Annotated in this window: 18 protein-coding genes; 9 read left to right on the forward strand and 9 right to left on the reverse strand. The window is 70.8% G+C overall.

Translation table 11 applies throughout. The features are described from left to right. Positions 1 to 77 precede the first annotated feature (77 nt). Genes ATL45_RS20730 through ATL45_RS20745 form a run of 4 tightly spaced genes read right to left on the reverse strand, consistent with a single transcriptional unit; the run spans position 78 to position 2,790 of the window. Complete coding sequence (locus tag ATL45_RS20730; RefSeq protein WP_093146664.1) at positions 78 to 521, reverse strand: hypothetical protein; 444 nt, start codon at positions 519 to 521, stop codon at positions 78 to 80. A gap of 6 nt (positions 522 to 527) precedes the next feature. Beyond that, positions 528 to 2,024, reverse strand: a complete 1,497-nt coding sequence (locus tag ATL45_RS20735) for a putative T7SS-secreted protein (protein ID WP_093146663.1) — start codon at positions 2,022 to 2,024, stop codon at positions 528 to 530. Continuing rightward, on the reverse strand, positions 2,024 to 2,371 hold the full coding sequence (locus ATL45_RS20740; protein WP_147452916.1) for a hypothetical protein: 348 nt from the start codon (positions 2,369 to 2,371) through the stop codon (positions 2,024 to 2,026). Before ATL45_RS20740 ends, ATL45_RS20735 begins: the two co-directional genes overlap by 1 nt. Further along, positions 2,371 to 2,790 carry an SseB family protein gene (locus tag ATL45_RS20745; protein WP_170210293.1) on the reverse strand — a complete coding sequence of 140 codons (420 nt, stop codon included), beginning with the start codon at positions 2,788 to 2,790 and terminating at the stop codon, positions 2,371 to 2,373. The genes ATL45_RS20740 and ATL45_RS20745 overlap by 1 nt, the downstream gene beginning before the upstream one ends. A gap of 555 nt (positions 2,791 to 3,345) precedes the next feature. On the opposite strand from ATL45_RS20745, the gene ATL45_RS20750 reads away from it, so the two are divergent. The 5 genes from ATL45_RS20750 (at position 3,346) to ATL45_RS20770 (ending at position 7,096) form a co-directional block, all read left to right on the forward strand. Continuing rightward, positions 3,346 to 3,717, forward strand: a complete 372-nt coding sequence (locus tag ATL45_RS20750; protein WP_170210294.1) for a hypothetical protein — start codon at positions 3,346 to 3,348, stop codon at positions 3,715 to 3,717. Between the two features lie 62 nt (positions 3,718 to 3,779). After that, positions 3,780 to 4,331 carry a DUF3558 domain-containing protein gene (locus tag ATL45_RS20755; RefSeq protein WP_256258223.1) on the forward strand — a complete coding sequence of 184 codons (552 nt, stop codon included), beginning with the start codon at positions 3,780 to 3,782 and terminating at the stop codon, positions 4,329 to 4,331. Positions 4,332 to 4,340: 9 nt separating this feature from the next. Beyond that, the gene (locus ATL45_RS20760; RefSeq protein ID WP_093146659.1) at positions 4,341 to 5,606 is read left to right on the forward strand and encodes a PPE domain-containing protein; all 1,266 of its coding nucleotides are present in this window, start codon (positions 4,341 to 4,343) and stop codon (positions 5,604 to 5,606) included. Position 5,607: 1 nt separating this feature from the next. After that, positions 5,608 to 6,408 (forward strand): ESX secretion-associated protein EspG, encoded by an 801-nt coding sequence (locus ATL45_RS20765; protein WP_093146658.1) that lies wholly within the window; start codon positions 5,608 to 5,610, stop codon positions 6,406 to 6,408. A gap of 67 nt (positions 6,409 to 6,475) precedes the next feature. Further along, positions 6,476 to 7,096 (forward strand): nucleoside/nucleotide kinase family protein, encoded by a 621-nt coding sequence (locus ATL45_RS20770; protein ID WP_093146657.1) that lies wholly within the window; start codon positions 6,476 to 6,478, stop codon positions 7,094 to 7,096. A gap of 3 nt (positions 7,097 to 7,099) precedes the next feature. Here the strand turns inward: ATL45_RS20770 and ATL45_RS20775 are convergent, their stop codons facing one another. Beyond that, positions 7,100 to 7,291, reverse strand: a complete 192-nt coding sequence (locus ATL45_RS20775; protein WP_093146656.1) for a hypothetical protein — start codon at positions 7,289 to 7,291, stop codon at positions 7,100 to 7,102. A 633-nt stretch (positions 7,292 to 7,924) separates the two neighbouring features. Here ATL45_RS20775 and ATL45_RS20785 point away from each other — a divergent pair. Together ATL45_RS20785 and smc are read left to right on the forward strand one after the other, a co-directional pair. Then, positions 7,925 to 8,218, forward strand: a complete 294-nt coding sequence (locus ATL45_RS20785; RefSeq protein WP_093147575.1) for an acylphosphatase — start codon at positions 7,925 to 7,927, stop codon at positions 8,216 to 8,218. Between the two features lie 235 nt (positions 8,219 to 8,453). Further along, positions 8,454 to 12,092, forward strand: a complete 3,639-nt coding sequence (gene smc, locus ATL45_RS20790) for a chromosome segregation protein SMC (protein WP_093146654.1) — start codon at positions 8,454 to 8,456, stop codon at positions 12,090 to 12,092. A gap of 75 nt (positions 12,093 to 12,167) precedes the next feature. On the opposite strand, the gene ATL45_RS20795 is transcribed toward smc, so the two are convergent. Further along, positions 12,168 to 12,710 (reverse strand): RICIN domain-containing protein, encoded by a 543-nt coding sequence (locus ATL45_RS20795; RefSeq protein ID WP_170210296.1) that lies wholly within the window; start codon positions 12,708 to 12,710, stop codon positions 12,168 to 12,170. Positions 12,711 to 12,987: 277 nt separating this feature from the next. Beyond that, complete coding sequence (locus tag ATL45_RS20800; RefSeq protein WP_093146652.1) at positions 12,988 to 13,272, reverse strand: cupin domain-containing protein; 285 nt, start codon at positions 13,270 to 13,272, stop codon at positions 12,988 to 12,990. A gap of 157 nt (positions 13,273 to 13,429) precedes the next feature. Between ATL45_RS20800 and ATL45_RS20805 the strand changes: the two genes are divergently transcribed. Beyond that, positions 13,430 to 14,062: a hypothetical protein gene (locus ATL45_RS20805; RefSeq protein WP_093146651.1), complete on the forward strand. Its 633-nt coding sequence runs from the start codon at positions 13,430 to 13,432 to the stop codon at positions 14,060 to 14,062. Positions 14,063 to 14,107: 45 nt separating this feature from the next. Here the strand turns inward: ATL45_RS20805 and ATL45_RS20810 are convergent, their stop codons facing one another. After that, entirely contained in the window at positions 14,108 to 15,601 is a 1,494-nt protein-coding gene (locus ATL45_RS20810) for a sodium:solute symporter (RefSeq protein ID WP_093146650.1), read from the reverse strand. Beyond that, entirely contained in the window at positions 15,589 to 16,740 is a 1,152-nt protein-coding gene (locus ATL45_RS20815; RefSeq protein WP_093147572.1) for an anhydro-N-acetylmuramic acid kinase, read from the reverse strand. The genes ATL45_RS20810 and ATL45_RS20815 overlap by 13 nt, the downstream gene beginning before the upstream one ends. A 184-nt stretch (positions 16,741 to 16,924) precedes the next feature. On the opposite strand from ATL45_RS20815, the gene ftsY reads away from it, so the two are divergent. Further along, complete coding sequence (gene ftsY / locus ATL45_RS20820) at positions 16,925 to 18,391, forward strand: signal recognition particle-docking protein FtsY (protein ID WP_093146649.1); 1,467 nt, start codon at positions 16,925 to 16,927, stop codon at positions 18,389 to 18,391. Positions 18,392 to 18,461 lie beyond the last annotated feature (70 nt).

Genomic DNA, 18,461 nt, shown 5'->3' on the forward strand with positions numbered 1-18,461 from the left:
CACGCCGAAGTGCTCGGCGAAAAGCGCCCTTCACCCCACTGTGAGCCCCGCCCGCGTGGCCACCGCCTGCGTCGGGGTCAGTTGTTCCCGAAGGCGGTGGTCCACGCCTGCGTTTGCGGGTTCTGCCATTCCTGGTGCCAGAGGAACTGCTCCTCCCACGACGTGGCGAGCGACCAGATGTCGCGTTCGTGGTTCAGGACGTGGCCCTCGCGGGAGGGTTCTTTCCCGAAGTACGGGTAGATCCGCAGGTGGTCCGGGCTGCACGAGTGCTCCGGAGTGCCGTACCAGGCGTCGCGGCGGGCTCCCGCTACGAGCAGCATCCACCGGTGCCCGTACAGCTGCCGCCGCACGCCCATCAGGCCGCGGAACAGGTCAGGGCCAGCGGCGCCGACCTCGGGGCAGGACGATCCCTCGGAGCTGATCCAGACGTGGACTTCTTGGCCGACGTGGCTCCACTTGACCACGCAGGACTGGGCTTGTCGCTCGGGGCCGAACCCCAGTACGGTGCGCGTGTTCTCCACTGCTGATCAACCCCTGCTCTTCAGCTGGTCCAGGTAACGGGCTGTGTTGAGCCACTCGTTCTCCAGTTGTCGCCTTCTGCCGGGATCCAGGTTCGGGTCCTGCAGCAGCCGGTCGTAGTTCGCCAGTTCCTTGTTCACCCGAGCGATCTCCTCCAGCCGGGCCGCCTGGTTGTCGAGGTTCACGGGTGGGCTGTCCGGAACCGGGTCCGACGGTGGTTGTGGTGGGCCGTTGCCGTCGTCGAGCCAGCTTTCCGGGATGTCTTCGTTGGCCCAGTCCGGCAGTTCTCGACCGGGAGGCTCCGGGGCCGGGGCCGGCGGTGGTTCCGGGTCGGGTAGTGAGTCTGAGCCCTGGGGGCCGAATTGGTGGCCGTCCCACGGGTTCGGGGCCGGTGGTTCCGGGCTGCGCGGTGGGGGAACGGAGTCGAGGTCGGCCCAGGGTGGCGTGTTGTCCGGGGCGTGGCGGCCCACGTCGCTGACCCGGTCCGTCGTGCGGGCTGCGTCGGCCACGCCGGAGAGCGCATCGGCGCCCTTTGCGACCTTGGTCGCGACGCCGGCGCCGCCGAAGATGCTGGCCACCGCGTCCGGGGCCATCGAGCCGAGGGCCTTGGCCGGGTTCTGCTTCCAGCCGTCCACGTCCACCACCGTCTTGACGGCTTGGTAGGGGTTCTCGACGACCGACTGCAGGGTGGTGGTCGCGGCTTCGTTGAACTTCGCGTATCCCTCCGGGTCGATGAAGTTCATGCCGGGCATGCTGTAGTAGTACGCCTTGCCCAGGCCTACGCCGAGTCCGACGATGCCGGTGACCATGCCGACGGTGCCCTCGACCGCACCCGCACCGAATTCGTAGGCCGTATCGCCGAGGACTTGGAGGCTGTCGACGAGATCCGCCAGCAGACCGGGCTTTTCCGGCGCTCCGGCGAGCGACTTGAGGACGATGCCCGTCGCGCGCTCACCGGCCGCCTGCACCGCGGCCTTGGCCGCCTCGATCTCCTGCTGCGCACGGGCGCGCGCCTCCGCTCCCGGGTCCACGAACGCAGCGGGTGGTGCGCCGGAGCCACTGGCGTTGTAGGCCTCGACGGCCGCGTTGTGCTTGCGGGCGGCCGCTTCGGATATCTGGACGGACAGGTCGAGTTCCGCCTTCGCCTGCTGTGCGCGCGGTTTCTCGGTGGCCAGCACCTGGTGGTAGTCCAGGACTGCCTGGCCCGAGCCGGTGAGCGCGTCGGCTGCCTTGAGCCACTCGCCCGGTGCCCGCTCCAGGTAGTTGGCCCGGAAGGCGTCACCGGCCTGGCCGGTCCAGCCGTCGGAGTCGATGGACTTGATGCCCTGCCCGGCGCGCTCCAGCGCCGAACCGAGCTTGACCAGGTGATCGCCGATCTCGGCCACCGTGGCGGGATCACCGGGGATGACGTCCTGCGGGCCGATCCCGGCCAGCTGACCGAACTTGTGCAGCTCGTTCCGCGCCGAATCCAGGTCCTCGCTGAAACTGCTCTGGTTGCTCACCATCAGTGACCACCGAACCTCTGCAGCTCCGCAGCTGCCTGGGTGTCCATCTGGTGGTAGGCGGCGCGGGCTTCGCCGAGCGCGTCCACCGCGGCATTGCCGTCCTCGATCAGGTAGCGCGTGCCCGGCTCCCAGGCTCGGCCGAAGGCGATGAGCGCGCCGCCCAACGCCTCGTGCCCGACGTGCACGGCGGAGCCCTGGAGGTAGTCCGCGAGACCCATGCCTTGTGCCGCGCCTGCGGCGGAGAAGCCCCAGCTTCCCATCTCGCCGAGCTCGGCGATTGCCCCGCGGACACCTTCCTCCGCGCCTTGCAGCGCGGTCATGTCGACGCGAAAACCGTCGTGTGCCATCACTTCCCGCTTTCGGTGAGTGCGATCTCGTCCGGTACGAGGCCGGTGACCGGGCCCAGCGCGGTGCTGTGCTCGGTGCCGGCGTCGATGACCAGGCCGGTTCCCCTCGGAAGGGCGGGCAGAACCTGGTCGAGCAGTTCCACCCCGGTCAGCTCCGCGTAGCGCACCGCATCCGCACCGCGGCCGGACTGCCGGTAGAACTCGGCCATCCGGGCCTCGGTGGTGAACGCGCCGAGCCAGGACAGCTCGCCGTCGCGAGCCGTGAGCACCGCCACGCCACCGTCCTCATCGGACACCGGTGTGAACAGCGCGGTGCCGCGGAGCACTTCGCCGAGGCGCTCGACCGTGATCCGGTCGGTGCGGAACCCCTGCAGCGCGTCGATGAGATCGGCGGCTGGATCGCGCGGGGTGAAAAGCACCCCGCTGAGGCGTAAAACCCCAGCAGAGCGCGGAAACCCGATTCCCGGGCGTGCATGTGCAAGCGTCATGGTGCCACGCCTCCCCAACGTGGACAATGAAGATCAACGGGAGGGACCGTACCGAGTGGACTCATCGGCGGAGTCGATCTCGGACTTGTTCACCATGTCGCTTGAATCACCGAGCTTATTGCTCCCTTCGGCGGTAAAGGGCCGGGTTTCATGAGGTCTTCCTCATTTTCGCCCGCACGCGTTCGTCGGCCGGTAGATCAATTCTCGAATTTGAGAAAGCGATTCCCGCCGCGGCCGGAGAAATGCGGGATCCGAGCGTGGTCGGCGCGGCGGGCAAACGCGACCGGAGCTGCGGCGGGAGGGGTTTTGTCGGGTTTCGCTTCGCTCTCGCCGGACCGGTTCGTTGGTCGTCCCATTCGCGATTGCGCATTGCCGCGTTGGGTTCCTGTGAAGTTCTCGCGAGTTGGTGACGGGCGGTGAACGCCGCTGCTAGTGTCGGCGGACGAAACGGTGATCAGAAGCCGCTAACCTGGGGGTTTTCCCGCGATGACGACGCCAGTACCGCCGCCACCGCCGCCGGCTCCGGGCGGCGGCCAGACCCTCACCGTGAACCGGGACAACGTCCTCGAAGTCCGCAAGGTCATCCTCTCCGCAGCCGAACAGGCGCAGATGAAGCTCAGGGCGCTGCAGCCCAGCTTGATAGTCCAAGCGCCTGCGGGCGACGAGGTCAGCAAGACCTCGGCGGCGGTCTGGACCGCGAACCTGGTGGGCAACCCGGACTCCCACTACGTCCGTCTCCTGCAGTACGTGGACAACGTCGTCGACCTCGGTCGGCAGCTGGAAGAGGCGGCCAAGCAGTACGGGTACACCGACGAGGAGATCGTCGCGTCCTTCAACGTGCACCAGGGGCAGATGTGAGTGTTTCGTCGCGCGTTCGCCGGTCCGGCGGACTGCTCGGGCTGAGTGCCGCCGCGCTCCTGGTGGCCGGCTGCACGGTGAACGGGCCGGATCCGGTGCCTGCCGGTGAATCGACGCCCGTGGGTGAGACCAGCGCGGAAACGGCATTCCCGGAGCGGCCCGCGGAACTCCCGGTCGCTGGCGCGCAGGACGCGGAGATCTGCACGTGGCTGACCGGCCAGCAGATGACGCAGCTGAAGGTCGCCCGGCCGAGTCCGGTGATCAAGAACGGCAACAACTACAACGGCTGCGGCTACTCGTCGGATGGAACCTGGGCCAACGCTGGGGTGTCGCTGCGGGTCGTCCCGGAGCCCCTTGATGTCTTCGCGACAAAGCTCAACAGCTCCGAGGTGTCGCGGAAGACCTTCGAGATCAACGGATTCGGCGCGTTGCAGAGCCAGATCGCCGGCGCTGAGCGGCTGGGCTGTTCTGTGTTCGTGGACGTTGCCCAAGGGCAGACGCTCTACGCCGAACTGAGCCTTCTGTCCGTGGGCGAAATGGACAACGAGCAGATGTGCGAGAAGGCCGCGCAGGCCGCTGGGGCGGCCGTGACGAGCTTGCAGGCCAAGGGCTAGGGGGGCGTTGTGACGAGCATCGATCCGATCCGCGACATCCGGTTCGAGGGGATGGACATCCCCCAGCTGCAGGAGTGGATCACGCAGGTCAAGCAGGGGCGCGGCACGGAGTCGATGCAGTCCGCGGTTCGGGCGCTGGACGAGTGCGTCCAGGTCGTCGTCGACCTGGACGACACCCTGCGCCGGGAGCTCGGCAAGCTGCAGATCGCCTGGGAGGGCAATGCGGGCGACCTCGCCGCCGCCGCGACGCAGCAGCAGGCGGTGTTCATGTCCGACGCCCCGGACCCGCTGCGGGCCTCCGCGCAGAGCGTCGACGAGCAGGGTCGCGGGTACGAGTCGGCCCGCCACACGCTGCCGAACAGCGATGAGCTCCGGCACAAGCAGTCGGAGAACGCCGTGGAGTGGGCCGGTGGCGCTTTCGGCTACGAGAGCGACTACGACAAGGAAGCCAAGCAGATCGACGCCAACAAGAAGGCCGCCCAGGCGGCTCTGGCGTCCTACCGCGACACCTCGGTGGAGCAGGCGAACACCTACCAGCCGCTGCCGGAGATGCCGCCTGCGACCGTGACCGCGCAGTCGGCCTCGCCCAGCGGCATGGCGGGCTCGGGGCTGGGATCGGGTGTCGCCGTGGCCGGCATGATCGGCGGTTCGGCGCAGCCCGGCGTCGGTTCGCCCGGCGTGGGCACTCCGGGTTCGCCGGTGCCCGGCGGCGGGTTCGTGGTCGGGGGCGGCGATGGCCGTCCCGGTGAGCGGGGCGTTCCGCGCCCCGGGGAGCGCCCCGAGGACCGGAAGAAGGCCGAGATCGACAAGGGCGGCGAGGCTGACCCGACGCCCGAAGCGACCGGCGACAGCGGTGGCGTCAGCGCCGGAACCATTCTCGGGATCGCAGCCGGTGGTGCGGCTGTCGCAGGCATCGGTGCGTACGCGGCGAGCCGCGTGCTCGGCGGCCGTGGTGCTCCGGTGCCCGCAGGCGGCCCGGCGCCCGGCGGGTCCGTGGCGCGCGGCGGGAGCGTCGGCGGCGGCCCGGGTGACACCACGGCGGGCAAGGCCGCTGGCAACACCCCGGGCAGCAGGCCGGGAGCGGGCTCGCTGATGGGCCCGGCCGCGACCCGCGGCGAGAAGCGCAGCGAGGACGCCGAGCACGAGAACAAGTACGTCGCCGAGGAGACCCCGTTCGACGACGAGCGGCTGGTCGCTCCGCCGGTGCTGGGTGGCGACGAGCGCAACGACGACCCGCCCGCCGAGTCCGAGCCCGAGCCGAAGAAGCAGGACTGACGTGCGCCCTGGAGCAGAAGCAGATCCGATCGTGCTGTCCACATTGGAATTCGATGTGGTCTGCGAGGCGGAGAAGCTCACCGAGCACCGGCACATCGTGCTCGACGTGCCGAGTCCCGGAACGACCTACACCGAGCGGGCCGAGCTGGTGTCCGAGGCGTGGGCGTCGTTGCGCGCCAAGCGCCTCGCCGAGGCCGCCCGCGACCGGCTGGACGTCGACTTCGCCGACCTGGTCGGCCTGCTCGACCGCCCGCAGCGCAGCGTGGACGTGCGGATCTGGGCGGACCGGTCGATCCGCGCGCTGGCCTCGGCGAACGGCTCGGCCGGCCTGCTGACGATCGTCGACGCCGACGTGGTGGAGCTGACCGCGATCCGCGGCGGAGCGCTGGCCGAAGCGGCGGTGTCGGTGGCCGGCGACATGCCGCCGGGCCCGGGCCGCGCGGTGAGCCTGCCCAACGACATCCTCCGCAAGGCCAGCGACTACGCGGGCCCGAACAACCCGCTGGAGTTCAGCGACGAACTGCGCATGCTGGGCATCCCGGCGGACGACGCGGCCGACGTCGCCCACATGGCCAACGGCATGGGCATCCGCGGCCAGTTCGGCGTGGAGGCCAGCCGGAACCGGGGCCGCCCGGACCGCGCGAACCGCGTGGTCGCCTTCCACGACACGGACCAGGGCCGCTACCTGCACGTGGTCCGCTCCAGCGGCGACGGCCGCCGCTGGAGCACGATCGCCCCGGCGGACAACGCCCGGATCGCCGAGTACACCAGGGAACTCCTCGCGGAGATCTGGGAGGACTGACGACCGCGGCCGTCGACGGGCCACGACCGCCGCAGGTGGTCGTAGCCTGGTGGCTGGAGGTGGCGGCTTGGTCGGGTATGCGGAATTGGTGGCGCGAGCTCGGGCGCTGGCCGATGGCGGGCAGCGGCGGGTTCTGGGGATCGCCGGGGCTCCTGGGGCTGGGAAGGGAACCGTCGCCGAGCGGGTTCTGGGAGAGCTCGACGGCCGCGCCGTGATCGTGCCGATGGACGGGTTCCACCTGGCGAACGCGCAGTTGCGGAGGTTGGGGCGGCAGGATCGCAAGGGTGCGCCCGACACCTTCGACGCCGCCGGGTACGTGTCGTTGCTGCGGCGGGTGAAGGACGCCCGCGAGACGGTCTTCGCGCCGGAGTTCCACCGCGAGGTCGAGGAGGCCTACGCCGGGGCGATCGCGGTTCCGCCGGATGTTCCGCTCGTCATCACGGAGGGCAACTACCTGCTGCTGGACACGCCACCGTGGTCCGAGGTGCGCGGACTGCTCGACGAGTGCTGGTTCCTCGCCCCCGACGACGGAACCCGCGTGCAGCGGCTCATCGCCCGGCACGTCTCGCACGGCCGGACGCGGGAAGCCGCCGAGGAATGGGTGCGGCGCAGCGATGAGGCCAACGCCGCTCTGATCGCGCCCACCCGGGCGCGCGCCGATCTGGTCGTCGTCGGCGATCCCCGCTGACCGTCAGGGGCGTTCGGCGAGTTCGGCGCGCACGTCGTCCGGGATGCGCCCGGTGTGGTCGATCGGCGTCCACTGCTCGCTGCGGATCCACTGCGATCCGCAACCGCGGCAGGCCAGCAGCGGCAGACCGTCGAGCTGCTTGCGGGTCCGGTGCCAGGAGCACAGGGACCGGCAGGCGTGCACGGCCAGCGTCATTCCGGGTCGCCCGCCGGGTCCGTGAAGGTGGAGTGCGTCGACGTGGGCGGCTCCGTGGGCGGATCGTCCGTCGTCGGAGGACTGCTCGACGTGCTGCTCGGCGGCGGTTCCTCCGTCGGCGTCGGGTCGGGCTCCGGGTCCGGCCCGGGGGGCGTCGGGACCGGCGGCTGGCCGGGTGGCGGCGCCACGTCGCTCGACGAAGTCCGGGACGTGCTGGACTCCGCGCTGGTGGTGCTGGTGCTCTCCTCGGAGGTCTCCCCGCCGGTGGGCGGCGGAGGCGGCAGCAGCGACGGGACGGACGTCGTGGTCGCCGGGCGGGAGGTCGCGGTCGGCTTCAGCGAGAAGTCCGGCGTCGCCTCGGTCTGCTGCTGGGTGCCCGCGACCATAGCGGCCGTCGTCGCGAACACCGTGGCCACCACGATGCCCGCCGCGGCCAGCACCACTAATCGCTTCGGCCGGGCGTCCGGGTCTTCCACCTGCAACGGATCCATCGGTGTCCCACTCGTCGGCGCTTCGAGCGGTCGTGCACCGGATGTCCCGAGAACACCGGCCTCCGCCGAATCGCGGCGGATCATACCGGCTCGGCCCGACCCGGTGGACGCGCTGGGGCGGGCCGCGGGGCGGTGCGGCATCATGCCGGACGTGACGGATTCCGGAGCCGCGCGTCTGACCGCCTGGGTGCACGGGCATGTGCAGGGCGTGGGTTTTCGCTGGTGGACGCGGTCGCGGGCGCTCGCGCTGGGCCTGGTCGGCAGCGCCACGAACCTGCCCGCGAGCCGCGTGGAAGTGGTGGCCGAAGGACCTCGCGAAGCGTGCGAGCAGCTCCTGGCGGCGCTGCGCTCGGGGGAGACGCCGGGCCGCGTCGACTTCGTCGCCGAGCAGTGGTCGCAGCCCAAGGGCGGCCTGACGGACTTCGTCGAACGCTGAGGCCGATACGTTTGCGCTGGTCAGGGTCCGTGAGTGTTTTCAGCTGCCATAGCCCCGCAAAACGCTCACGGCCCATCACCTGCCGAAACGCTTCGGTGCTCCGATCGATCAGCGCGGATCTCCGCCGTCGTCTCGCTGGTTCGCCAGCGGTTCTGCGTGGTCCGGCGGGGCGGCAGAGGTAGGCTCGGCCGGACGTGACCAGGGGTACCAACCACGGGAAAGGTCGATCGCAGCCGTGCACCTGAAGAGCCTGACGCTGAAGGGGTTCAAGTCCTTCGCCTCGGCCACCACGCTGCGCTTCGAGCCTGGCATCACCTGCGTCGTCGGGCCGAACGGCTCCGGCAAGTCCAACGTGCTCGACGCGCTGCGCTGGGTGATGGGCGAGCAGGGCGCCAAGGACCTGCGCGGCGGCAAGATGGAGGACGTCATCTTCGCCGGCACCGCGGGCCGCGCCCCGCTGGGCCGCGCCGAGGTCACGCTGACCATCGACAACACCGACGGCGCGCTGCCGATCGACTACACCGAGGTCTCCATCACCCGGCGGATGTTCCGCGACGGGGCCAGCGAGTACGAGATCAACGGCAGCTCCTGCCGGCTGATGGACGTGCAGGAGCTGCTCTCCGACTCCGGTATCGGCCGCGAGATGCACGTCATCGTCGGGCAGGGGCAGCTGGCGTCGATCCTGCAGGCCAAGCCCGAGGAGAACCGCAGGCTCATCGAAGAGGCCGCGGGCGTGCTCAAGCACCGCAAGCGCAAGGAAAAGGCGCTGCGCAAGCTCGACGCGATGCAGGCCAACCTGACCCGGCTGACCGACCTCACCGGTGAGCTGCGCCGCCAGCTCAAACCGCTCGGCAAGCAGGCCGAGATCGCCCGCAAGGCCCAGACCGTGCAGGCCGACCTGCGCGACGCCCGGCTGCGCCTGATCGCCGACGACCTGGTCACCGCGCGCGCCGACCTGGCCCGCGACGAGGCCGACCAGGAGACCGCGCGCGCCAAGCGGGCCGAGGTCGAGCGGGCGCTGCAGTTCGCGCAGTCCGAGGAGAAGACGCTCGAAGAGCAGGTTGCCGCGGACGCGCCGCGCCTCCACCGCGCCCAGGAGACCTGGTACCGCCTGTCGGCGCTGGAAGAGCGGCTGAACGGCACGCTGCGGCTGGCCGTGGAGCGGCACCGGCACCTGACCGCGCAGACCGAGGAGCAGCGGTCGGGCCGCGATCCCGATCAGCTGGACGCCGAGGCCGAGGAAGCCGCTGAGCAGGAGATCGAGCTGCGCGAACAGCTCGAAGAAGCCCGCGAGGCCTTGCACGAGGTGGTGCAGCGCCGCTCGGAGCTGGAATCGGCGCTCAAGCAGGCCGAACAGGCCCACCTGGCCGCGGTCCGGGCGATCGCCGACCGCCGGGAGGGCGCGGCGCGGCTGTCCGGTCAGGTCGAGTCGCTGCGCGGCAAGGTCAGCGACACCTCCGACGAGATCGAGCGGTTGTCCGACGCCCTGGAGGAAGCCAGCGCCCGCGCCGAGGAAGCCGAGCGGGCGCTCGCCGACGCCGAGGAGGAGAGCGGCGGCTACGACTCCGACGACGCGGGCTTGCAGGAGCGCCGCGAAACAGCTGCCGAGGCACGCGATGCAGCGCGGGCTCGGGTGGAAGAGCTGGTCAAGGCCGAGCGGGCCGCGGAGCGCGAGATCGCTTCGTGGAAGGCCCGCGTCGAGGCGCTGTCGATGGGCTTGCAGCGCAAGGACGGCGCGGGCGCGCTCATGGCGGCCGGTGACCGGGTTCCCGGACTGCTCGGCTCGGTCGCGGCGCTGCTGACCGTCGAAGCCGGTGCGGAAGCCGCGCTGGCGGCGGCTCTCGGCGCGGTGGCCGATGCCGTCGCGGTGCGCGGCGTGACCGACGCGGTGGCCGCGCTGGAGATGCTCCGCGCCGACGAAGCGGGCCAGGCGGGGCTGCTCATCGGGACCGAGGTGGACCTCGACCGGTCGAGCTGGCCGCAGCTGCCCGGAACCGCCCGCTGGGCGGCGGATCTGATCTCCGCGCCGGAGGGCCTGCGCGCGGCGGTGCTCAAGGCCCTGGACCGGGTCGCCGTCGTCGATTCCCTGGCCGAGGCGGGCGAAATCGTCCAGCGCCACCCGGAAGTCCGCGCGGTGACGGCCGGTGGCGACGTGCTCGGCGCGCACTGGGCGATCGGCGGTGGCGAGAGCCGGCAGAGCGCCATCGAGGTGCAGGCCGCGGTCGACGAGGCCGAGCGCGAGCTCGCCGCGGCCCAGCGCCGCGCCGAACAGCACTCGGCCGCGCTGGAAGGCGCACGGGCGGAAGAGGAATCCCGCCGCGCCGAGGTCCGCGCCGTCCAGGAGCAGATCAACGACGCGAAGGTCCAGCGCGCCCGGAGCACCGAACGGCTCTCCAGCCTCCAGCGCGCGGCTCGCTCGGCGGCGGCCGACGTCGACCGCGCGCGCGATCAGCGGGTGAAGGTCGAGCAGGCCCGGGAGCAGTCCCTGGTCAAGCTCGCCGAGCTCGAAGAACGCCTGCGCGTGGTCAAGACCGAGCAGGACGAAGCAGCCGAGCCCGACACCGCCGATCGCGACCGGTTCAGCGCCGAGCTCAGCACCGTGCGCCAGCAGGAGATGGACGCCCGCCTCACCCAGCGCACGGCCGAAGAGCGCGCACGTGCGGTGCAGGGGCGCGCGGATCAGCTGCGCCGCGCAGCGCGGCACGAGCGCGAAGCGCGGGCTCGAGCGGAGGCGGCGCGCAAGGCGCGGGAACGCGCAGCGCGCGTGACGCAGGCCGTGGTCTCGGGCTGCGAGACGGCGTTGGAGCGCATCGCGCAGTCGCTGCGCGCGGCTACCGAGGAACGGGATGTCGCGCAGGCCAAGCAGAGCGAGCACGAGCAGGCGCTTGGCGTGATCCGGGCGCGGGTGCGGGAGCTCAGCGGTGAGCTGGAGAAGCTGACCGACGCGGTGCACCGCGACGAGGTCGTGCGCGCCGAGCAGCGGCTGCGCATCGAGCAGCTCGAAACCAAGATCATCGAAGATTTCGGCATCGGCCTCGACGACCTGGTGGACGAGTACGGGCCCACCGTGCCGATCCCGCCGGGCCCGGCCGAGATCGCCGAGTACGAGGCGGCCAAGGAGCGCGGCGAGGACGTCAGCGCACCGCCGCCGGTGCCGTTCGACCGCGCCACCCAGGAGCGCCGGGCCAAGCGCGCCGAGAAGGACCTCTCCCTGCTGGGCAAGGTGAATCCGCTCGCGCTGGAGGAGTTCGCCGCGCTGGAGGAGCGCTACAAGTTCCTGTCCACGCAGCTGGAAGACCTCAAGGACAGCCGCCGCGACCTGCTCAGCGTGGTCAAGGAGGTCGACGAGAAGATCCTGGAGGTCTTCTCCTCGGCGTTCGAGGACGTGGCGCGGGAGTTCGAGACGGTCTTCAAGGTCCTGTTCCCCGGCGGCGACGGGCGCCTGACGCTCACCGACTCCGAGGACATGCTGACCACCGGTGTCGAGGTCGAGGCACGCCCGCCGGGCAAGAAGGTCAAGCGGCTGTCGCTGCTGTCCGGTGGCGAGAAGTCGCTGACCGCGGTGGCCATGCTGGTGTCGATCTTCCGCGCCCGCCCCTCGCCGTTCTACGTGATGGACGAGGTCGAGGCGGCGCTGGACGACACCAACCTGCGCCGTCTGATCACCCTGCTCGACCAGCTGCGTACCACCTCGCAGCTGATCATCATCACGCACCAGAAGCCGACTATGGAGATCGCCGACGCCCTCTACGGCGTGACCATGCGCGGCGACGGCATCACGCAGGTCATCTCCCAGCGGCTGCGCGGTGAGGCGGAGAAGGACCCGTCACCGGACGCGCCCGCCGAAGGCGACGTCGCAGCCGTTCTGGACTAGGCGGCCGGTTCGGCAAAGCGGGCACAAGGCACCGGCACCGGTGCGGCCGGAAGCCGCACCGGTGCCGACGGGTTCTCAGAGGGTGTCTTCGATCTTGATCTGGCCGCGCTGGACGACCCACTTCTGGTTCTTGTTGGTGTCTCCGCAGCGCCAGAGGTGCACCTTGTCGCCGTTGTTGCGGGTGTTCCCGGCGTCCAGGCACATCTCCTTGCCGGTGCCCGCGGTGTCCTTGACGACTAGCTGGCCGTTGCGGAGGATCCACTTCTGGTTCTTGTTGGTGTCTCCGCAGCGCCAGAGGTGCACCTTGTCGCCGTTGTTGCGGGTGTTCCCGGCGTCCAGGCACATCTCCTGCCTGGTGCCGATGGTGTCGACGATCCTGATCTGGCTGCCGTCGATCGCGAACTTCTGGTTGTTGTTGCGATCGCCGCAGTCCCAGAGGTGCGACTTGTCGCCGTTGTTGCGAGTGCTCCCCACGTCGAGGCACTTGCTGCCCGTCGCGGCGGCGTTCAGCTCGGCGGACGTGGCGGCGGAGGCGGGGAGCGCGACCGCCGCGGCGAGTGAGACTGCGGCGGCTCCGACGACCGCGTAGCGGGCAAAGGCGGTACCGAGATGACTCACTTCGGTTGGTCCCTTCTTGGGCATGGCCGGGACGCGGAATCGCCGCCCCAGCACGAGAAGTCACTGCGTGTGACTGGCGGGAGATTATGGGGCGCCGTCGACGGCGCACCGCCGACACGACACGACACGCGAAGGATTCACACGATGGAACGGGGTGACGCGCCGGAGCGAAAACCTGCGTGGCCGCGCGGTTTTCGCGCACCACGGCCCGGATCGCCCCGCCGCCCGGAGTCGGCCCAGCAGGAATCGACGGCCCGGCCGACCAGCCGGTTCGCGTTCAGGCGGTGATGCCGAGGGCGTAGCCGACGCCGAAGGCGATCAGGGCCGCGACCGCGGCGGTGCCCGCCACCACCGGCCAGCCGGGGCGGTGGTTCACCCGGCGCGCCGGAATCCGCTGCGGCGCAGCGCGGTTCCACAGCTCCGGTCGCCGCAGCTCGGCGCGGCAGCGCTCGCAGTCGGCCAAGTGCGTGCGCATCACGAGCCACTCCACGTCGTCCAGCGATCCCGCGGAGTAGGCGTTGAGCTTGGCCCGGAATTCGGCGTGCTCGTCCTCGTGCACCATCGACCCCCGTCCCCAGTGCGTTCGTGTGGTTATCGTCCCAGCGGAAGCGGTGCTGAAGAGCGCGACCGGTCGGTTTCGGCGCGGAGATCCGCGTGCGGGAGGATGTTCGGCGGACCGGCAACCGCGCGCGGCGTCCACCGGAGCTCAGGAGGAGACCATGACCAACCCCTACGGCCCGCCGCCAGGCCAGCAGCCGTACCCCCAGCAGGGGTACCCGCAGCAGGGTTACCCGCAGTCCGGCCCGATGCCGATGCAGCAACCGATGGCACCGCAGGGCTATCCGCAGTCCGGACCGATGCCGGTGGCGCCGCAGGGCTATCCGCAGCAGGGCGGCTACCCGCAGCAGGGCTACCAGCAGCCGGCCCCGCCGCAGCCGCAGATGGCGCCGCCCGCGCCGGGCATGGCACGAGTGCTGATCGACTGCTCGTACCACTGGATCACCTGGGCCTTCATGCTCTTCAAGCCGCAGGTCACCATCAACGGCCAGCCCGGCCCGATCCTGACCTGGGGCAAGACCCCGGTCGACCTGCCGCCCGGCCAGTACCAGATCCAGGTGCACGTCAACTACCTGTGGAAGCTGGGCTACGCGAGCGCGGTGATCCCGCTGACCGTCGGCCAGCAGCAGGACGTCTACTACAAGGCGCCGGCGTTCCCGTTCATCGACGGCGCGGTCGGGCCGACGCCGCAGGACGCGCCCGGCACCGGTATCGCCATGGGCATCTTCTTCGGCAGCATCGGCTTCGCCGTCCTGATGCTCCTCATCTCGATCATCACGACCGCGTCGATGTGATCGGCCACCGGGGTCGGTTCCCGCCGAAGAACCGACCCCCGTGGCTCAGGGCTTGTCGGCGTGCTCGACCTCGGGTTCGGTCGCGGGGTGGCGCAGCGACAGCAGACCGCCCACCACCAGCGTCACGAGCACGCCCAGCGGCGTGTACCAGGGGTAGGCCAGCGACTCCTGGCCGCCCTCACCGTCCGGGAAGGTGATCCCGAGGATCACCACCGCCATCACCGCGACGGTGGCCAGGAACGCGATCACCGCGTCGGTCTGGCTCGCCCGTTTCACCGCGAGCCCCAGGAAGAACGAGCCCAGCAGCGCGCCGTAGGTGTACCCGGTGATGCTCAGGCCCAGCTCGATGACCGGGTTGTCGGTGTTGGTGAACATCGAGGCGAACACGAACAGCACCGCGCCCCACACCAGCACCCAGATCTTGGCCTGCCGCAGGACCGCGCCGTCGTCCAGCGGGCGCTTGACGAGCCGCTGGTAGACGTCGGTGACGGTGGAGGTGGCCAGCGAGTTCAGCGACGAGCTCATCGCGGCGGCCAGGATGCTGGCGATCAGCAGGCCGGCGATGCCCGGCGGCATCTGGGTGACGATGAACGTCGGGAACAGGTCGTCGTTGGTGGCCATGCCCATGTCCTTGGGCTTCACCCCGTTGTAGAACGACCACATCATGGTGCCGATCAGCAGGAACAGCCCGAACTGGAAGAAGACCAGCACGCCGCTGCCGATCAGCGCGGTCTGGCTGGCCTTCAACGTCCGCGTCGCCAGCAGCCGCTGAACGATGAGCTGGTCGGCGCCGTGCGAGGCCATCGACAGCATCGCCCCGCCGACGACGGCGGTGATGAAGGCGTAGGGCGAGGTGAGGATCGACGAGCCGAAGTCGAGGAACTGGAACTTCCCGGCTTCGACGGCGTTGCCGAACCAGTCGGCGGGCAGCTTCCCGGCGAGCAGCGCGACGGCGATGATGCCGCCGACCACGTAGAGGATCATCTGCAGCGCGTCGATCCACACCACCGCGCGGGTGCCGCCGAAGTAGGTGTAGAGCACCGTGACGATCGTGATCACCAGGATGATCTGCCAGAAGGAGACGTCGAACCCGGCGGCCGAGAGCATTACCTTCACCGGGATCGCGGTGGCGAACAGCCGCACACCGTCGGCCAGCAGCCTGGTGATCAGGAACGTCGCCGACGCGGTGACCTGCACGCCCGACCCGAACCGCTTGCCGAGGTAGGCGTAGGCGGTGACGAGCTCGCCGCCGTAGTAGCGGGGCAGCAGCACGAACGCGACCACGATCCGCCCGATCAGGTACCCGATGGCCAGCTGCAGGAACGTGAACGAGCCGAGGTAGGCCACGGTCGGCGTGCTGATCACGGTGAGCGTGGAGGTCTCGGTGGCCACCACCGCGAAGCAGACCGCCCACGAGGGCATGTTCCGGTCGCTGACGAAGAAGTCCTTGGCGGAGCGCTGCTTGCCGGCCAGCACAACGCCGAGCACCGGCATGAGGATCAAGTAGCCGATGATGATCGTGACGTCTACGGGATGCACTGCGCCTCCTGCGTCGTGTGGCGGGGCTGCACGTGCAGCCGTCTCGGCTGGTGGATGGCCGGGTCCGGCAACCGCAGCGGTCCGGCTCCAGGTGTGATGCTGCCCAACAACCGGGGCCCGGCGGCCCCCGTGGTGCCCGGCGTGTTGCCGGAACTGCCGTGCCAGGTGAGGAACCCGAGCAGCGCGGTGAGCAGCGCTTCCTTGCTGTCGGCCGGGAGCCCGAGCTCGTCGCTGACCAGCACGGGGACGTCCAGCAGGCGGCGCAGCGCGGCGAGCAGGACGGGATTGCGCACCCCGCCGCCGGAAGCGACGACGCGGACGGCTCCCGCCGCGCGGCAGGCATCGGCGATGGTGCGCGCGGTCAGCTCGGTCAGCGTGGCGAGCAGGTCGGCGTCGGCGATGTCGACCTGAGCCAGCGCCCGGTCCAGGTATGCGGCGTTGAACCGCTCCTTGCCGGTCGACTTCGGCGGCGGCAGGCGGTAGTACTCGTCGGCGAGCAGCGCGTCCAGCAGATCGGCGCGCACGGTCCCGCTGGCGGCGATCGCACCGCCGGTGTCCTGCGGTTCTCCGTTCACCCGGGCGGCGGCGAGGTCGATCAGCGCGTTGCCGGGGCCGGTGTCGTAGGCCAGCGGCCGAGCGCCGCCGACCACGGTGATGTTGGCGATGCCGCCGATGTTCAGCGCCACGCCCGGACCCGGCTCGTCGGCCAGCCACAGCGCGTCCAGGACACCGGCCAGCGGAGCGCCGTGCCCGCCGGCGGCGACGTCGCGGGCGCGCAGGTCCGACACCACGGGCAGTCCGGTGGCCTCGGCGATCCACGCGGGCTGCCCGATCTGCAGCGTGCCGCGCGCCCGACCGTCCTGAACCCAGTGGTAGAGCGTCTGGCCCAGCGAGGCGACGAAGTCCGCGCGGCCGTCCGCCAACTCCAGCCCGACGCCCGCCGCGGTGGCGAAGTGCTGCCCGACGAGGGTGTCCAGCCGGCACAGCTCCGCAGCGCTGCACGGCGCGGGCGGCAGCGCCGCCAGCAGGTCCCGGTGCAGGTCAGGGGGATAGGCCACCGTCGTGCTGCCCAGCGGCCGGAGCTCCAGCACGTCGCCGTCCAGCCGCAGCTCGGCCGCGGCGACGTCGACGCCGTCCATCGACGTGCCGGAGATCAGCCCGAGCACTCGCCACCAGTTCACGTATGTGGTCTATTGCACAGTCAATGACAAATGCAAGCGTCGAACACGTTTTGTTGGTTATTTGCCCACTGCACCGCTTCAGCGCAGCGACCCGTCCGGGGCGTGTGCCAGCGCCGGAATCAGCAGGTGGGAGGATGGGCGCGTGACCACCTCTACCGTGATTCTGATCATCGTCGCCGTGGTGCTGGTGCTGGCGATCGCCGTGATCGCCGGTGTGGTGCTGAACCGCCGGCGCCGGATCAGCCTGAGCGAGCAGGACGACAGCACTGCGCCGACCGAGCCCGTCAAGGGAGGCAGCTACCGCGCGGACGGCGGGATCAGCCTGTCCAGCGGCGGCACCACCACGGCCGCCCCGCCGGAACATCCTGCGGGCGAGCGCACCGAGGTGGAGGGCCAGCCCGGCGTCGGTGACGACGCGGCGGTCCCGCGCGACACCGAGCGCCGCGGCATCGTCGACGTCGAGCTCCCGGACGGCGGCGGGACGACGACGGCGGAGCCGCCGGCTCCCGAGAAGCCCTCGGCTCCGGAGGCCGCGGAGAAGCCCTCGGCCCCCGAAGCCCCTGAGAAGCCCGAAGCGCCTGTCGAGCCCGAGGTGCCGGCGCAGGAGCGCGTCGAGCCGGTGCCCGAGCCGATCCCGGCGGAGCCAGAAGCCGTCGAGGAGATCGAGGAGATCGAACCGACGGCCGGCCGCCTGGAGCGGCTGCGCGGTCGCCTGTCGCGCTCCCGGTCGACCTTCGGCCAGGGTCTGCTGGGCCTGCTCGGCGCGGGTGACCTCGACGAGGACTCCTGGGAGGAGATCGAGGACACCCTGCTGCTGGCCGACCTGGGTGCGGCCACCACCACCGAGATCACCGAGCGCCTCCGCACCGAGATCGCCTCGCGCGGCGTCCGCACCCCGGAGCAGGCGCGTGCCCTGCTGCGCGAGGTGCTGGTGGACGCCCTCGGCCCGGACATGGAGCGCGCGGTGCGAGCGCTGCCGCACGGCGACCCGGCCGACGGCGGCAAGCCCGCCGTGGTGCTCGTGGTCGGCGTCAACGGCACCGGCAAGACCACCACGACCGGCAAGCTGGCCCGGGTCCTGGTCGCCGACGGCCGCACGGTCCTGCTCGGCGCGGCCGACACGTTCCGCGCGGCGGCGGTCGAGCAGCTGGCCACCTGGGGCAGCCGGGTGGGCGCCGAGGTCGTCCGCGGCAAGGAGGGCGCGGACCCGGCGAGCGTGGCGTTCGAGGCGGTCAGCCGCGGCTCGGACACCGCAGTGGACGCGGTCCTGGTCGACACGGCCGGCCGCCTGCACACCAAGACGGGCCTGATGGACGAGCTGGGCAAGGTCAAGCGCGTGGTGGAGAAGAAGGCCCAGGTGGACGAGGTCCTCCTGGTCCTGGACGCCACGACGGGCCAGAACGGCCTGATCCAGGCCCGCGTCTTCTCCGAGGTGGTGGACGTGACGGGCATCGTCCTGACCAAGCTCGACGGCACGGCCAAGGGCGGCATCGTCTTCCAGGTCCAGCGAGAACTGGGAGTCCCGGTGAAGCTGGTCGGCCTCGGCGAAGGCCCGGACGACCTGGCCCCCTTCCAGCCGGAAGCCTTCGTGGACGCCCTCCTCGACTGACCGACCCGGACGGCCCCCGCACCAGGGTGCGGGGGCCGTCTGCTGTCCGGGGTTTGCCGGTGGAAATTCG

Source organism: Saccharopolyspora antimicrobica (assembly GCF_003635025.1).
Taxonomy (GTDB): Bacteria; Actinomycetota; Actinomycetes; order Mycobacteriales; family Pseudonocardiaceae; genus Saccharopolyspora; species Saccharopolyspora antimicrobica.